General features: G+C 37.2%; 11 protein-coding genes. 2 read left to right on the forward strand and 9 right to left on the reverse strand.

The genetic code is table 11. The annotated features are described in order from the left end of the window. Positions 1 to 15: 15 nt before the first annotated feature. The gene (locus IEX65_RS24990) at positions 16 to 7,536 is read right to left on the reverse strand and encodes a beta strand repeat-containing protein (RefSeq protein WP_188770579.1); all 7,521 of its coding nucleotides are present in this window, start codon (positions 7,534 to 7,536) and stop codon (positions 16 to 18) included. A gap of 280 nt (positions 7,537 to 7,816) precedes the next feature. Here IEX65_RS24990 and IEX65_RS28095 point away from each other — a divergent pair, with 280 nt between their 5' ends. Next, the gene (locus tag IEX65_RS28095; RefSeq protein WP_229250890.1) at positions 7,817 to 10,141 is read left to right on the forward strand and encodes a DNA/RNA non-specific endonuclease; all 2,325 of its coding nucleotides are present in this window, start codon (positions 7,817 to 7,819) and stop codon (positions 10,139 to 10,141) included. A 126-nt stretch (positions 10,142 to 10,267) separates the two neighbouring features. After that, positions 10,268 to 11,662, forward strand: coding sequence for a metallophosphoesterase (locus IEX65_RS25000; protein ID WP_188770580.1), 1,395 nt, complete (start codon positions 10,268 to 10,270; stop codon positions 11,660 to 11,662). Between the two features lie 527 nt (positions 11,663 to 12,189). Here the strand turns inward: IEX65_RS25000 and IEX65_RS25005 are convergent. From IEX65_RS25005 to IEX65_RS25040, 8 genes are all read right to left on the reverse strand, one after another. Further along, positions 12,190 to 12,654: a GNAT family N-acetyltransferase gene (locus IEX65_RS25005; protein ID WP_188770582.1), complete on the reverse strand. Its 465-nt coding sequence runs from the start codon at positions 12,652 to 12,654 to the stop codon at positions 12,190 to 12,192. Between the two features lie 96 nt (positions 12,655 to 12,750). Further along, positions 12,751 to 13,476: an NRDE family protein gene (locus tag IEX65_RS25010; RefSeq protein ID WP_188770585.1), complete on the reverse strand. Its 726-nt coding sequence runs from the start codon at positions 13,474 to 13,476 to the stop codon at positions 12,751 to 12,753. Between the two features lie 17 nt (positions 13,477 to 13,493). Then, positions 13,494 to 14,123, reverse strand: coding sequence for a hypothetical protein (locus IEX65_RS25015; protein ID WP_188770587.1), 630 nt, complete (start codon positions 14,121 to 14,123; stop codon positions 13,494 to 13,496). Further along, positions 14,116 to 14,613 carry a DinB family protein gene (locus IEX65_RS25020; protein WP_188770589.1) on the reverse strand — a complete coding sequence of 166 codons (498 nt, stop codon included), beginning with the start codon at positions 14,611 to 14,613 and terminating at the stop codon, positions 14,116 to 14,118. Before IEX65_RS25020 ends, IEX65_RS25015 begins: the two co-directional genes overlap by 8 nt. A gap of 42 nt (positions 14,614 to 14,655) precedes the next feature. Next, positions 14,656 to 15,051 (reverse strand): DoxX family protein, encoded by a 396-nt coding sequence (locus tag IEX65_RS25025; protein WP_188770591.1) that lies wholly within the window; start codon positions 15,049 to 15,051, stop codon positions 14,656 to 14,658. Positions 15,052 to 15,078: 27 nt separating this feature from the next. Then, positions 15,079 to 15,540, reverse strand: coding sequence for a YHS domain-containing (seleno)protein (locus IEX65_RS25030; RefSeq protein WP_188770593.1), 462 nt, complete (start codon positions 15,538 to 15,540; stop codon positions 15,079 to 15,081). Positions 15,541 to 15,553: 13 nt separating this feature from the next. Continuing rightward, positions 15,554 to 16,000 carry a YHS domain-containing (seleno)protein gene (locus IEX65_RS25035; protein WP_188770595.1) on the reverse strand — a complete coding sequence of 149 codons (447 nt, stop codon included), beginning with the start codon at positions 15,998 to 16,000 and terminating at the stop codon, positions 15,554 to 15,556. Between the two features lie 99 nt (positions 16,001 to 16,099). Beyond that, on the reverse strand, positions 16,100 to 16,954 hold the full coding sequence (locus IEX65_RS25040; protein WP_188770597.1) for a helix-turn-helix domain-containing protein: 855 nt from the start codon (positions 16,952 to 16,954) through the stop codon (positions 16,100 to 16,102). Positions 16,955 to 17,087 lie beyond the last annotated feature (133 nt).

Genomic DNA, 17,087 nt, shown 5'->3' on the forward strand with positions numbered 1-17,087 from the left:
TTTTTGATGAAATGTTTAATTACAACCACCAATTTCAGCTTTGAATACTGTACCAGCATCGGCTTTGAAACCTGGTGATAGTTGAATTGATTTAGCTTGATAAGTAACAATGGCGTTTCCTGTAATCTTATTTGATGCCTGAATACTTCCATTATTAGCATTAGCCTGTTTTAACTGACTTCCCGTAGAGTAATCATCGGCTGTACTTACTAAACTTACTTGACTCAAACAAGGTCCAGCACTATTTACTGTAATAGTAGTGGCGGTTGAAACAATACTAACACAACCATTAATTGTACAGGTTGCCATATAATTCGTTGTGCTTGAGGGAGTAACTGTCAAAGGATTGGCATTACTATTATTATAAGACCATGTTATTACACCACTTGAACATCCATTAGCTGTAAGCGTTGAACTTTGACCAATAGTGATTATTGTAGGATTTGCCACAATAGTTGGAGCGGACGGTTTAGCATTTACAGTAATTGCAGTCGCATCGCTCACATCAGAAACACAACCAGCTATCGTGCAAGTTACGGTGTAAGATGAACTACTTGTTGGGCTAACCGTTATGCTGCTACCTGTTAGTCCGCCTGTCCAGTTTAGCGTTCCTCCCGTACAAGCACTGGCAGTAAGGGTTGTGGAACTTCCACTACAAATGGTCGTTAAACTTGCCGTAGTTGTCGGCTTGCTTGGTTTAGTATTTACGGTAATTGCAGTCGCATCGCTCACATCAGAAACACAACCAGCTATCGTGCAGGTTACAGTGTAAGATGAATTACTTATTGGGCTTACCGTTATACTACTTCCTGTCAACCCACCTGTCCAATTCAATGTTCCTCCTGTACAAGCACTTGCGGTTAGGGTTGTTGAATTTCCACTACAAATGGTTGTTGAACTTGCTGTAATCGTTGGTTTGTTTGGCTTAGCACTTACGGTAATGGTAGTTGCATCACTCACATCTGAAACACAACCAGCTATCGTACATGTGACGGTGTAGGATGAATTGCTTGTTGGGCTTACCGTTATGCTGCTACCAGTTAAGCCACCTGTCCAGTTCAGCATCCCTCCCGTACAAGCACTTGCGGTTAGAGTTGTTGAATTTCCACTACAAATGGTTGTTGAACTTGCTGTAATCGTTGGTTTGCTTGGTTTGGCATTTACGGTAATTGCAGTCGCATCGCTCACTTCAGAAGTACAACCAGCAATCGTGCAAGTTACGGTGTAAGATGAATTACTTGTTGGGCTTACCGTTATGCTGCTACCTGTTAACCCGCCTGTCCAGTTAAGCGTTCCTCCCGTACAAGCACTGGCAGTAAGAGTTGTTGAACTTCCACTACAAATAGTAGTTGAACTTGCTGTAATGGTTGGTTTGCTTGGTTTGGCATTTACGGTAATTGCAGTCGCATCACTCACATCGGAAGTACAACCAGCAATTGTGCAAGTTACGGTGTAAGATGAATTGCTTGTTGGGCTTACCGTTATGCTGCTACCTGTTAATCCGCCAGTCCAATTAAGCGTTCCTCCCGTACAAGCACTGGCAGTAAGGGTTGTTGAACTTCCACTACAAATGGTCGTTGAACTTGTAGTAATGGTTGGTTTGCTTGGTTTGGCATTTACGGTAATTGCAGTCGCATCGCTCACATCGGAAGTACAACCAGCAATCGTGCAAGTTACGGTGTAAGATGAATTACTTGTTGGGCTTACAGTTATACTGCTACCTGTTAAGCCACCTGTCCAGTTAAGCGTTCCTCCCGTACAAGCACTGGCAGTAAGAGTTGTTGAACTTCCACTACAAATGGTCGTTGAACTTGCCGTAATGGTTGGCTTGCTTGGTTTGGCATTTACAGAAATATTTGTTCCATTATCTGCTCCAACAATCATCGGATTGCTTGATATTATTCTAATTCTATAACCATTCCCTGCAACTGTATTCGAAGGAATAGTAACATTTATTGTTCCTGAGTTTATGCCTGTCAATGTTCCAATCGAAACAGGATTTGCAAAACTTCCGTTAGCATCACTTAATTGAGCGGTGAAAATATTCCCTATATTAAATGTTTCATTATTGAAAACAAACGGTAAACTTACTGCCGATTCTGTACATAAATTTTGGGCTATCGTTCCAATTTCTATCACTGGGGCAGAAAGGCTAACTGTCTCGCTTCTAAATTTTTTCCAGTTATTTTGAGGAAGTTCTTTTGCGATTGTTCCATCACCATAATAAATAGCATCTCCATTATCGACCAATAACTGAATATTGGTACTTGTATTTAGATTTGTTGGTACTTCTACGATAGATTCAAAACTCCCTTCAACAACAATCGAACTCAAATTAAAACTTCTTTTGATGGGGTCGTCCGCAGGTTTTCCAGTCCATGTATAAAACTTGAAATCTTTTGGAGCAGTACCCGTTGCTGCATCGGCTGGTCCTGCAATTATTAAATATTCATTCGTATCATTTTTCCTGATTTCTCTAATACCTCTTTCACCAAGATTCAATTCTATGGGCGTTCCAAAAGTTGCCGAACCAATCGTTCCCCCATTAGCTGCCAAGATTGAAGTAAAATTAGTAACAGGTATAATAAGTGCCTTTTTGCGGTCGGCAGGTACAACCTGTGGAGCTCTAAAGGCAATGTAAGCAGTTGTATTATCAGGAGCCATTTCTATTCCTTCAATATTGAAGCCTTTTAATCCTGTACTTTCAGGTATTACACCAGCTGCTGCACTCGCCACTAATCCATAATAATTTGCTCCTTTTCCGTGTACATTATTGGCATCCCATGCCAAAATATCATCCTTTAGAAAGTCATATCGGCTAACATAGGTTAAGGAAGTAGAAACTCCAGTTCCTGTAATATCTGTTCTGAATACTCTATTTCTATTCGGTCGGTTATTGCCACTGGAAGCATTGCTTTCAGAACCCATCCAATAAATACTACTTCCAATTTTTAACGATGCTTCAATATCCACTTCTCTCGGAATACCGCCAGAAATATCCGTAAGACCTAAAACACTCGTAAAATCAAAGCTATTGATTGGAAGTCCAGAATTATTTCGATTATATAACCTAATAGTTTGGTCTTCGTCGTCGGCAACTAACATTAACTCATTATCTACTTTTATCGCTGTACTTGCGTCGCTTTTTCCTGTATGAAAATGCGTATTTGTTGTAATATTTGAAGCCTGCGATGCAGCATAGTTTAAAGTAAATGTTGTATTGGTAGTTCCATCATTTACTGTGACAGTAATTGTTGCATATCCTGCCGAAATTGGCGTTATTTTAAGGTTTCTTGAAGCCCCAGTTCCTGTTAATACTAAGTTTGCATTTGGTACAACCGAAGTATTATTAGAAGTTACCGAAACAGTCAAACTACCCACGGCAGTTTCAGTATCTCCAATCGTAAAATTTATTCCCAGCGTTTTTGCAGGGTCAGTTGGGTCATCTATTACCGCACTTAATGGGTATGAACCAGAGATATTTGTATTCGAACCTCCGTCAATGTAATTAGACGTAGTGGCTACATCTATGACGATTGTTGGAGCAATATTGAAAACTTGACAGGTATTAAGCGGAGCATCAGCATTAGTAATTATAATTGGAGTTGTGCCACCTGCTGGATTTACAGTATTTGCTCCACTTGCCCAAATACCATCATCATCGATAGCTGGACAACCGCTAATTATGCCAGTTGCTACATCTCGCTTCTCAATTCTTCTTACACCAGTCGATAAATTAACAGGAATATATGCCCCCCATGACCCATCAGTTCCATCAACTGAATTATACCAAGTACTAAAATTAGTTGTAATCCCATCATTTTCTGTAAAAGTTCCATATAATGGTCGTCCTGTTCCACTTGAATTATCATATAAAAAGATTATTTCTTCTCCACTTGCTCCCGAACTACCTCTAATAGCATTGGCACCATTAGTTCCAGAAGTGGGTGTAAGCATTGTGAATGTTTGAGAAGTAGTAAGTGTAGTAACAACTGATGTTCCATTTGCACCATTATTCAATTGAATACTCAAAGGAACTGATAATCCAGCATTAAAGGCTGAATTTGAAGTTGGGACTATTACAAACCATCCTTCGTAAGTACCACTTGCATCTGTGGTTAGCTCACCATACCGATTGGCATTAGAGGTAGTATTAAATTCGTTTCCACTCATCAAACTTCCACCTAAACTTTTTTGGCTTGTATAACCAGTAATAAAACCTGCCGTACCTGTGTTATTATTAATAACCATCATATTCCCAGCAGTTGGAGCACCATTAGTATATCGATAAGTAGCATTAGGTAAAAGATTATCTAATCTTAAACGACAAACATATTGTAATCTACTTGCCGCAGTAGTACCATTGATAGCATATTGAGGAAAAATTACTTCAGTAATTGATGGTGCAGGAGTAATATTTGCAGTTAAGCCCGTTGGTTGTGTAATGGTATAATTGGAAGCACCAGCTCCGCCCAATGTGATATTAGCCGTAACCGCAATACCATTACCCACAGCACTTGAAGCAAATGTACCAGCCCCAGTAAATGTAACAACATCGGGTGAAATAACTCCTGTAAGTGTACCAGTGATTGTGGCATTGGTGTTGCCATCAAATACTTTGTTTTGAGCAGTTGCCCCCGAAAGTGTCAAGGCAAGTGCTGAAATATTGGCAGTTAGACCCGTTGGCTGACTTAATATGTAATTCCCTGCTTTTGTTCCACTCAAGGTGTAACCATTTACCGTAACAGGTTTAGCTGTACCAATATTTTTGTTACCAAATGTTGCGGATACAGTTCCAGTAATCGAAACATCGTCATTGTTTATTATCCCGTCTAAGGTTGGGATACCACTTAATGTTGCAGTGGTATTTCCATCATAGATTTTGTTATTAACTGTAATGCCTGAAATAGTCAAGGAAGCCTTTGTGATGTTTGCAGTAATTCCCGTTGGTTGGGTAATCATATAATTACTGGCATCGACTCCCCCTAAAGTTAAGGATGTACTAACGGAGATATTATCACCTGCATCAATTGAGGTAAATATGCCATTTCCGCCTACTGTAACTTCATCTGGATTTATCACACCAACAAGCGTTGCTCCATTGATGATGGCTGAATTATTTCCGTCATATACCTTATTTGATGCAGTTGCTACACTAACGGTCAATTCTTTCTTTGTAATATTAGCCGTTAAACCCGTTGGTTGTGTTAGTATATATTTGTTTGCATCTGCTCCGCTTAATGTTGAAGATGATGTTACAGCAATTCCGTCTCCAACGCTGGACTGTGCAAATATCCCTGTCCCTATGAGTGTTACTTCGTCAGAACCCACTACTCCGTTGAGCGTTCCTGTAATTGTTGCGGCATTGGTTCTATCATAAATCTTATTCTGAGCCTGAGTTGTATTTAAAGTCAACGTTTTCTTATTGATTGTGTACATCAGGGTTGCCGAACCTGTACCGCCATTATTGGTCGCAGAAATAGTCACACTAAATGGTGAACCAACTATGCTTGTTGGTGTTCCTGTTATTTCGCCAGTTGTCGTGTTGATGCTTAACCCTGGGGGTAGGCCAGTGGCATTGAAGCTCGTGGGCGAGTTCGTGGCAGTAATTATGTAGGTACTTGATACAGCACCATAGGTTGCCGAAGTCGTCAATGTACTTGTAATGATGGGAGTTGGTAAGTTTGTTATATCGGCCAACAGACCTGTCGGCTGTGAAAGTGAATAATTATTGGCAGCAGAACCAATAATGTTATAACCTGTTACGGAAACTGCAATTCCAGTCCCAACAGTAGCTTGAGCAAAATTAGCCATTGGTGAACCACTTAATGTTACATCACTTTCATCGCCCAAAACAACTCCATTTAAAATTGCTGTTCCTGAAAGCGTCGCTGTTGATGTACCATCATACACTTTGTTATTGGCCGAAATACCCGTTATGGTAAGTGGTTTTGCTGTTATATTGGCTGTTAAACCCGTTGGTTGTGTCAAAGTATAATTACCCGCATCTGCCCCACCTAATGTTGAGTTTGAAGTAACCGCAATGCCATTTCCAACCGCACTTGAAGCGAAACTTCCAGTACCATTGAGCGTTACTATTTCCGAACCAATAATACCATTTAATGTACCTGTTATCACGGCGTTTGTAGTACGGTCATATACTTTATTTTGTGCGACTGGGTTTGAAATAGTAAGTGGGGCTGCGGTAATAGTAGCCGTTAAAGAGGGCTGAGACAGTGTGTAATTGCTCGAAGGGGCAGTATAACCTGTAACGGTTACTGTTTTTGAATTTCCGACCGTAGTATTGCTAAAAGTGGCTATTGGAGAACCTGTTACGGCAAAACTTTCACCATTTTCTAAGCCAACATACGTGGGTGTACCCGAAATAGTTGCAGAGTTATTTCCATCATACACTTTATTATTGGCCGTAATTCCTGTTATGGTTAAATTTTTTGGACTAACAGAACTTGATACGGTGGCTACATTTACGCTGGTAGCATTTGTGCTTGATAATACAATATTTCCCGAATAAGGCGAACCCGAAACAGTTGCCGTAGCTTTTAGCCGAACATAGATAGTCGTACTATTTATTGTTCCACCCGATTGCGTCAGCGTTTGGGTATCTGCATAGCCACTACTGGCATTACTTTGTGACACCTCAAAGTTAGTAGATGGTGGAGTTATTAGAATATCATTCGTAAGATTTGAACCTGAAACAGTAAAACTTGTAGGGGTTGAGGATGGGCTTCCGTAAGTTGTATTTACTGCTGAAAGAGTACCAGAAGTTGAAATTGTTGGAAGTGCTGTTGCACTAAAAACCACACCATCTATTGCTAAGTTATCATCATTTCCAGTTTCATTAATATCTGTCCATCTAATATATAAGGTGGCACCTGCAGGCCAGCTTATTCCTGTTACCGTGTATGTGATATTTGATTGATTGATTGCAAGATTTCCATCTAAAGTTATATCACTTGTTGTATTGTTAGTAAGAGCTGTAAAATCTAACTGACTTACATTATTGTAAGTACCGACAGTAAGTGAGCTTGGTGATATTGCATACGCAAACGTTAATTTATTAATGACCGCCGAAGCACTGCCACCATCTTTCCATTGTTCACCTACATATGAGAGCGTAAACTGAGTAAGCGTACTACCTGTATTATTTGTAAAAAATGCTCCAAATTGTGAAGTCAAACTTCCTGAAGCATACGAGCCGAATGCTCGTTCGTTAGAAGTAGTTGCACCATCTAAGTATGTATCACCTGTTCCTGACGAGCCATTGTCATTTCTGAGTGTAGTGTTTGCATTTGTTCCAGCCTCTGTAAATATCCATCCATTGGGTAAAACTGATGCTGCTTGGGTAGTATTATTGGCAGGAACTGTGGTATAGAGATTATCGAAGTTCTGTGTATAATTACTACCTCTTGTTGAATAGCTGATTTGACCAAAATTTTTAAAATTGACAAATAAAAACAAAAAAAAGAGAGACAATTTTAAGAATTTAGGATATACTAAATGTAGATTTCTTTTCATAAAATAGCGGAGTGTTTGTCAATGTTTGTTTTTCAAAAGGTTACTTGATAACAAACTTAACCTCCAAATCAATGGTATTTAGTAGCTCCGCTTACATCTTAATAAAATGATAATAATAGCTTGATAATAATATCGTTAGGTTAAATAATTGTTACCGAAAATTAGATTTGTCTTAATATTCGTCTCGCTTTTTATTATCATAACAATCTTTTAAAATTAGCTTAATCAATGCAGGTTTTCTGTTAAATAGCTTTGGGGTCATTTTAAACGTGACCCTTTTATGAAAACAAACTACTACGGTATCCGACTGATTATAACTATTTTTATTTTAGTTTTTAATCTAAAAAACACCTTTGGACAAACCTATTTTGATATGTCCACAGGAAATTATTCCGAAACTTTTACTTCTTGGAGCAATCCTTCGACCAATTCTTGGTCAGCCGTTGCAATAAGCACAGGCACAATTCCATCGGCAGGCTCAACAACGGTTTCTTCTGCCAGCTTTTCATCAGGTACTTCTGGAGGTGTTCAAAATGGCAGCACTAATATTCAATTTTTATCTACTGGAACAACCGATAATTCGAGTGCTGTAGCATTAGATTTAAACCTAAATTTTGCGGGAAGAAATGCTGGAAATTTAAGCTTTGATGCTGCAACGGTTTTTAACTCAACGGGGAATCGAGCAGGAACTTTACGAGTCTATTATTCGATAAATGAGTCGAACTGGAATGAACTTTTAGGTACAAATTTACCTTTTACTGCCAATAATAATGTTTCTAAAACTGGTTCTATCAATATTCCCTTGCCTTCTACACTCAACAATGAACCAACCGTAAAACTTCGTTTTTATTATCACAATGGAGGCACAGCACTTCCTTCGCCAACAGGCAGCCGTCCAAAAATTTCGATTGATAATGTAAATGTTACTGCAGTTTCTGCTGGGCCAAACCTTAGTGTAAACCCAACTTCAATTATCAACCTAAACTATTTTGTGGAAAATGGCCCTTCGGGTGCGAGTAGCTACACACTCAAAGGTTCATCTCTCACTGGAGATATTACCCTTACTGCCTCTTCAAATTTTGAAATTTCAACTACTTCAAACACAACAGGCTTTAATAATTCTTTAATCATAAGTCCTGTTTCTGGCTCTATTGATATGCCAATTTATGTTCGTTTGGTTGCTGGTTTATCGGTCAATACTTATACTGGTACAGTTTCACATTCGGGAGGCTCAGCTCCAACCAATCCAGTAATTAATCTTTCAGGAAATGTTTCTGAAATCATTTTACCAACTAAATTGGCAATTACAGCTGTAAACCCTGTTTCGCCACAATTAAATACCCCTTTTTCCGTCACAGTTGAAGCAAGAGATAACAATAATACCCCACAAAACGTCAGTAGCCCAACAACAATTAACCTCTCAATTAATACAGGAAACGGGGTCTTAGGTGGCACACTCTCTGGCATTATTCCAGCTGGTAATAACTCCGTAACAATTACTGGGATTCTTTATAATGTTGAAGAAAATGGTGTAAGCTTAGCCGCATCAAGCACCGCTGGTGATATGCTATTGGCTGGAATAAGTGCTAACTTTAATATAACCTACAATGTATTTCCAAATGAAATAAAATCTATTGTATCAGGTAATTGGAATAGTACTTCAACTTGGGACTGTAATTGTATTCCAACCATGAACGATAATGTTCGTGTACGCAGTCCACATAAAATTACTGTTTTGCCTCTACCAACCGAGCAAGGTTGTGCTAAAATCTTAATAGAGAGTGGTGCTGTTTTCGACCTCCAAACGGGTGTCTTTAAGATGAATATCGTCGCACCTACTCCACCTTCGACGAATATAAATTTAGCAATGGGAAACCCGTCGGGAGCAACAACCAATATTACCTCACCTGACAATTATCTATTAGACAAACCCCAGTATGTGATGAGTTATAACCGTTCGAGAGCAACCTCAAACTGGGTGAGTTGGTACCTAAATAGTTCATCAATCGGCTCAACCCCTCGACAAAACGATTTTCGAGCTGATACCTCATTACCAAGTGGGTGGTATCAAGTGGGCGATACCGATTATTCGGGGAGTGGCTTTGACCGTGGACACATGACTCCTTCAGGCGATAGAACAAGTTCGGTAGCCAATAACTCTGCTACATTTTTGATGACAAATATGATTCCTCAGGCACCCGATAATAATCAAGGGCCGTGGGAGGGTCTTGAAAGTTACCTGCGAGGACAGCTAAACAACAATCAGGAGATTTATATAATTTCTGGTTCTTATGGAGTCGGTGGAACAGGCTCAAATGGAACGACAAACACGATTGCTAATGGTAAAATAACCGTGCCTTCGCACACCTACAAAATTGCAGTTTTATTGACAAATGGCACTGATGATGTAAATAGAGTTACGACTTCAACAAGAGTTATTGCCGTTATTATGCCAAATATTCAAGGAATTAGAACCAATTCTTGGCAACAATACCGCACAACCGTTGATGAAATAGAAACAATAACTGGTTATGATTTTCTTTCAAATGTTCCTGTAAATATCCAAAGTGTCATTGAAGCAACCGTTGATACTGTTACAAATTAACATTGATTCCATATTTATTCGGCTATTGAAATGGATTCTATAATTGATTTTGTTTAATATAACTTAATCCTCTTTTTTTGCGATACTAAGTCTAAAGGCCGATATTTGAAAAAAACATTCATTTTTATGCGTTTTCTATATTCAATCCTATTTTTCTCCATAAGTCTAAACACTTTTTGTCAGTTTAAGACATTGCCCTATATCCAAATTGGAGAGAGTGAACACTTAGACAAGATGTCGGTGATGTGGCATACCGATGAGGATATTAAAGATTTTACAGTCAAATACAAAATATCTCTAAATACAGAAAAACCAATTGAAAAAACTGTTAGTAGCAAGGCTCTTGTTATAAGTGGCAAAGTTGAGAGATATATTTATGAATGCTCCTTGGAAACGAATATATCTGGAAAAACCATTTCTTATGAGATTTGGAAAGGTAAATCAAAAGTATTTGGGTCTGAATTTAAAACCAAGCCATTCAAAAATGAAGAAGTAAAAATGGTGGTATTTGGAGATGTGGGTACAGGAAATGAGATACAAAGAAAGATTGGAGATTTGGTGATTAAAGAAAAACCTCAAATGGTGGCCATCAGTGGTGATATTGTCTATAACCGAGGTTTGGTACATGAATATGACCATAACTTCTATCCCTATTATAATACCGTTGAAAGACCATTTATGAGTACCGTTCCTTTCTTTGTAGCTCCCGGCAACCACGATTTAGAAACCCGTGACCTGAACAAATATAAAGATGCTCTGGCCTATTACTTCTTTTGGAATCAACCATTAAATGGCCCAGTAATGAAAGAGAATTCTGCATTACATCCAGAATTAATTGGTACAGACAGCCTCAAAAAAGAATTCTATAAAAATGCAGGAAATAAATATCCTGTAATGAGCAATTATTCCTTTAACTATGGCGACTCGTTTTGGTTAGTACTTGACTCTAATCCTTATGTTGATTGGACTGATTCTACACTGAAAAAATGGGTGAGCAACGAATTGTTAAAGGCAAAAGATTTTTCATGGAAATTCGTAATGTTTCACCATCCTGGTTTCAATTCGTCAAGGGCTCACTATGAACAGCAACAAATGAGGATTCTTTCTCCACTCTTTGAAACTGGAAAGGTTGACGTAGTATTTAATGGTCATGTGCATAATTATCAAAGAACTTTCCCGATGCAATTTAGTCCGAGTGGAACAGGTTCAAGAATTGCAACGGCTTCCAACCAAACCAGAGGCAGAGTGATTTCAGGAAAATGGACTTTAGATAAAAAATACGACGGAAAAACCAATTTGAAACCCAATGGACCAATATATATTGTAACTGGTGCGGGCGGAAGAGAATTGTATGATGTGGACCAAACGCATGACAAAGATAGTTGGCAGCCCTTCACTACTCAGTTTTATGCCGTAAAACACTCATTTACAAGCATTGCATTTAACACTCGTCGATTAACTATTAAACAAATCAATATTGAAGGAGAGACTGTTGAAGACCTCATGATAGAAAAACCATAGTTTTAAAATTCATTGAGTGATTTCATTCAAAAATCCTTTAAATTTAGGTATTCCCGTTATTTTGAATAGTTCCAAAGAGACTATTTCCTGCATATAGAAATAAAAAACAGCGAGTACAGGTAGTAATGATTTTCCGCATTATTATGTCATTGTTATTTCAACAAATCAAATATATCGGTTCAAGCGTTTCTTCTAAAATCAATTTCTTCACAAAAACATAATATTGCATTGGCTGTTGCGATGGGGAAAATTTAGGGTGTAATTTTGTAGATTATTTTCACCTTAATCATTTGTAATGGATTTTGGCAAAATAAAAGCTAACATTTTCCGAAAAAATTCATCTGGGGAGTTGCAACTTCTGCCTACCAAACAGTAGGAAGTAAATAAAATTTTACTTTTTTGTGATGGTATAATAAATCAGAAAATGACGATAAAATTTGGGTAATGCCTAAGCCCAAAATGATAGAAATAAGTATCGAAACATATTCAAAAGGGTTTATTTGGTTTGGGTTCATTACAAGTTAAGTTCAAAGTTTTTTCCAAAAGACTATTTTGTCTTCTCCGTCATTCCAAAAATCTCTAATTATGGCTTCTTGTGTATAACCAATTTGCTTGTAGAATTTTCTTGCACCAATTTGGGCATCATCAGTTGATGTTTCTACAATTAGAATTCTCGCTTCCTTATTTTTAAGTAGTTGTTCAATATATTCCATCATTTTACTTGCAATTCCTTTCCTTTGAGAGGCTTCGGCAACACCAATTGCTAATAAATTATATGTTCCGTTCGTAAATTTTTCTGGCACACAATATCCAAGTGCAACAATTTTATTGTCGTCAACACAAGTAAACCAAATATCCTCTGTGTTTGAATTGTTGAAGTAGTCGAATATCATTTTATCTAAATATTCAGATGGAAAAAGGCCGCTTGAATCAGCTACTTTTTTTAATCCATCAATGTCTGCCGATGTTGCGGCTCGTATTCTTTGGTTCATTTTTTTATTTTAATTCTTAAAATTTTCTTGTTCAATTTTTAGGTATAAGTTTCTGTTTGCAGTGTCATAGGGTTGAACATTACAAGTTGAAGTTGATTAATTTAAAGTTTCTATCTTTGTTAGTTGTGGTAAGATTTCTGTGCAATATATATAACGTTCTAAATCGTAATAACTCATCATTAATTCATTTTCATTGAGTTCGATAAAACTATAACTTAGCGTTTTCATATCGTCATTTCGATTAATAATAAAGCCGTTTTGTTTATCATCGAATGATTGAAAAAAATGTAAAAGGGATAACTTCGTAATGGGTGGCTTCATCGCCAACCAATTAGTAAATAAATCTTCTCGCTTGGCTTTTGATTCATTATTATATAAGGTGGCCGACGAAAATAAGTGGGCAAGACTGGTATCTAATCGAATACGATGCTTGGTTTTTCCATCCCAAACTAATTGAAAAAGCAGATTCTCTGACCACAAAATTAAAGTAAATGGCTCAATATGAGCTAAATCCATCAATTGCCAATCAATTACGGGCATTTCTGAACTTAATAATTCTGATACGATTAATCCTCGACTCTTTAGATAGTGATTTTCTTTTGTATGAGTCTCGAAACCACCATTCAATAGTATAATCACGTTGCCTAATTCACTCAAGCCAATCCAAGTACCACCCGCCAACGAATCAATTGGGGCTAAATATTTTACGCCATTTTTCTTAGTAATTGTTGGTGCAAAAGCAGCAGCTCTCTTAGGAGATTCATCTCTCAGAGAGGCAAAATAACCTCCTTTTTTGTTGGGAATAAATACGACTGTACACATCAGAGTTTATGATTTAATTAAAATCCAATTCGAGTTCCAATAAGAAAAGACCATGCCTGGGCAGTACTTTCTTGCACCCTTACGTTTGATAACCAATAAGAAGAATCTAAATAGAGTGTTTGTAAGAGTTTAGAATTAGTGTTATAAAGTATTCGTGTACCAGCTTTTGAATAAATTCCTTGCATTCTTGTTACGGTTTGCGAGATTATCCCCTTAGTAACATCAACCGTAAGTCTTGGCTCTCCGATGTTGGCATAGCCAATTCCTAAATAAGGCGAAAAAGAACATTTTTTTGAGGAGACGATTGCAATGTTTTTTCCAAAATTAAAACCCGCCAACAAGACCGAACTATTGGTATTCTGAAATAAATAATTTGAATTTTTATCTTTTATTTGTTGGCTATACTTCACTGCGTTGAAATCAAGAACAAATTGTAAGAAAAAATTCCGTTTCAGGCCATACTCAATACCCGAATTGAGTGCCAATGATTGTTGATAGGATTTGGCAAAAGCAGATGCTGGCACTAATAATCCTACTGAACTTGTGAAAAATATTTTAGTCGAATCTTGTTGGGCAAGTGAGCAATTACCGATAAAAAGTATGAGAATAACAATAATTGTTTGACACTTATTTCTTGCTCTATTCATTTTGGATTCCTTGTTTATACTTAATGGTTGAATTAGCAATGCCAAAATTAGCATCTACCAAATCTAATTTCATTTCAATCAAGGCCACACGAATCAACGCTAAATGGTGAATGGTGTGTTCGGTGTTATAAATTATTTCTCTATAAAACGTAGTAAAAACTTCCTGTTTTTCGTTTCCTACCGATTCTTCAACAATCACTCTTAGTTGTTTATCCGCCAGTCTAATAGAAGAATCCAGTTGCATTAACGCATTTTGAGCCTGTATTTTATCAGTTTCTAAACTCAGGTTTCGACTACGGTTAATATAATCTATTTCGTTCTTTTGATAACCATCAACTAAACACTTGACCAACTCAACGATGTGTCTGGTATGACTACCGATGCTCGAATTGGCTAAATGCTCTATTTTATTAGAGTATTGTTCGTTGGTTAATTTTGATAATAATTGACTCAGAGAATTTAATTGTGCTGATAATTGCAGGAAAATCATAGTAACGCAAAGTTTTTATTGACAAGATTAGCTTAGAGTTTATTAGTTGAAAAATCTTTTAAAGAGAGTTATTCCTTGTTCTTTATGCAAAAATTGAATCAATAATGAAAGTACCAACACAATGATTGCCAATGTGAATAATTGCCCGCCATCGCCTTTTGATTCGATGCCGATGACTGTTAAATGTGATAAAATTGCACCAGCCATCAAGCCCATTCCTAAAAAACCACCAACAAATGCCGTAGCTGGAATAAGTAATAAAACTCCTGTAATCAATTCAATAATGCCAGTTCCGACTCTACCCCATGGCTCAACGCCGAGTTTCGTAAATAGCTCAACTGACTCAGGATGTGCAGTAAATTTGAAATACAAGGTTTGTAAAAGAATAATGGCTGCTGCTACTCTAAATAGCCACGAAAGAATGCTTTTTAAGTTCATAAGAGGTAAGTGTTTAAATAAAGTTTATTAATGATAAATGGCTTGCCAATTTTTATCGGCTTTTGTTTTCAAGTTGGTTTCGTCTTTGTTCCATTTCAAAAGTGTATTGTTTGTCCATGAATGATAAAAAAGATACAGCTTCCCATTCAAAATTTTGAATGTTTCGGGGTCAATTTCTACTTTCTCATTGGTCGCCCCCATTGCATAAGCACACCAACCACCGTATTGAGGTTCGTATTTTTTGGGGTCTTTCACAAATAAATCTTTATTGGTGGCAGTCGCAAAATAGTAAACTACTCCTTCGTATTTGGCGGCAAATTGTTTATTCCCTTTGATGGCTTTGTTTTGAGTAAAATAGGTCACAGGGTCGAAACCTTGAATAGCTACGCCGTCTTCAAGATTAAATTGTTTGGTACGTAAAGCACTTTGGGCGTGAATTTCGCCAACGCTGATATAAGCGATAAATAGTAAGATGCTGAAAAGTTTCATTGTTGTATCTGAATTAATGGGGGTTTGAGGTTTTAAGTGAAGTCCAATTTTCATTGGCTTTTTGGATGCGAGTAGGAATATCTTTCGACCACAATTCTTTTACTTTTTTATTATAATTGAGGTATAATTTGCCATCGACTACCGTCCAAGCGTTGGGGTCAGTTGGCGACAGATGATTTTCGCTCGTTCCGTAAGCACAAAAACCACCATATTGAGGAGCAAATTTTTCTGGGTCTGCTTTGAAAGCGTCTAAATTAGTTTGTGAACTAAACAACCATTTGCTACCACTCCAGTAGTAAGCGAAATCGCTTTTACCTTCGATTGCTTTTTGTTCGGTAAAATACGCCACAGGGTCGTAGCCTTTGATAGCAGTGCCATTGGTGTTTGTAAAAGAAATACTTTGAGCAAAAGTATTGAACGATAAAATGAGGGCAAATATGCCAGTCAGAAGATTTTTCATTTTGAGTATTTGTGTTTGTTTGATTTTGATAACGCAAAGGTACTCGCTATTCCTCAGCTCGTAAATGTAGATAGTTCCCGAAGAAATGTAGATTCTTCCCTAATTTGATTGTTGGCTTGTTTTTCTAAGCTCAGAAGGGTTGATGGAAGTATAATTTTTGAAAAACTTACTGAAATGAGCGGCATCTTCAAAGCCTAAATCATCAGCAATTTCTTTAACAGATTTGTCGGTGAAATAGAATAATCGTTTGGCTTCAGTGATGATTCTTTCGTGGATAGTTTGCAAGGGTGTTTTTTTGTTATAAAGCGAAAATGTATTGGCAACCGTTTTCGGAGATTTATGGAGTAAATTGGCATAGAATGAGACCTGATGTTCTTTTCTAAAATGCCGCTCGACCAACATATTAAATTGTCGGATTAGATTAAACTTTTCTTCGTTTACTTCTTCTGTACCTAAATACTGCTTTTTGGCCAGCCTCGTAATATTGATGATAAGCCTAACGAGCAACATTCTAAGCATTCCGCCCTTTATGTCTTCTTCTGATTCAAATTCGTCCTCAAAAACTTCTAAAAGTTTTTGCATTTTGATAATGTCCTCTTCGTAAAGTTTAATAAACATCGTTTGTGAAGGTCCATAAAATACAAAACCTACACATCCAACCTCAGAATCGTGGTCAACAACACAATAAAATTCTCGGTTAAACTGCCAAATAACCAAATCTTGCGAACGTTCAAACTTAAATGTTTGGCTCATCATGATTGGCAAAATTGTATTTGAGGTGAAATCGTAAGCTATATTATCAATCAATACTTTTTGATTATTTCCACGATTCCAAACAATGGTATAGTATTTTGTAGGGTTATCCGATTGATTTCCTGTTCGTTGAAAATCAATTTCATTTTTTATCAAAATGACCGTTTCGTTTTTACTGTATTGATTGAAAATATGCTTCATGAAGGCTGTTTCTAAAAATATTTTTCAGCAGAAATATAAGCAATACTGATAAATCATTTGGACTTTAAGCAATAGTTTTCCCTATTTGTTTTATGGTAAAGTAATTCAGAAATTACTGAAAATATTTCGTCCA

Source organism: Emticicia aquatilis, from assembly GCF_014644295.1.
Classification (GTDB): Bacteria; Bacteroidota; Bacteroidia; order Cytophagales; family Spirosomataceae; genus Emticicia; species Emticicia aquatilis.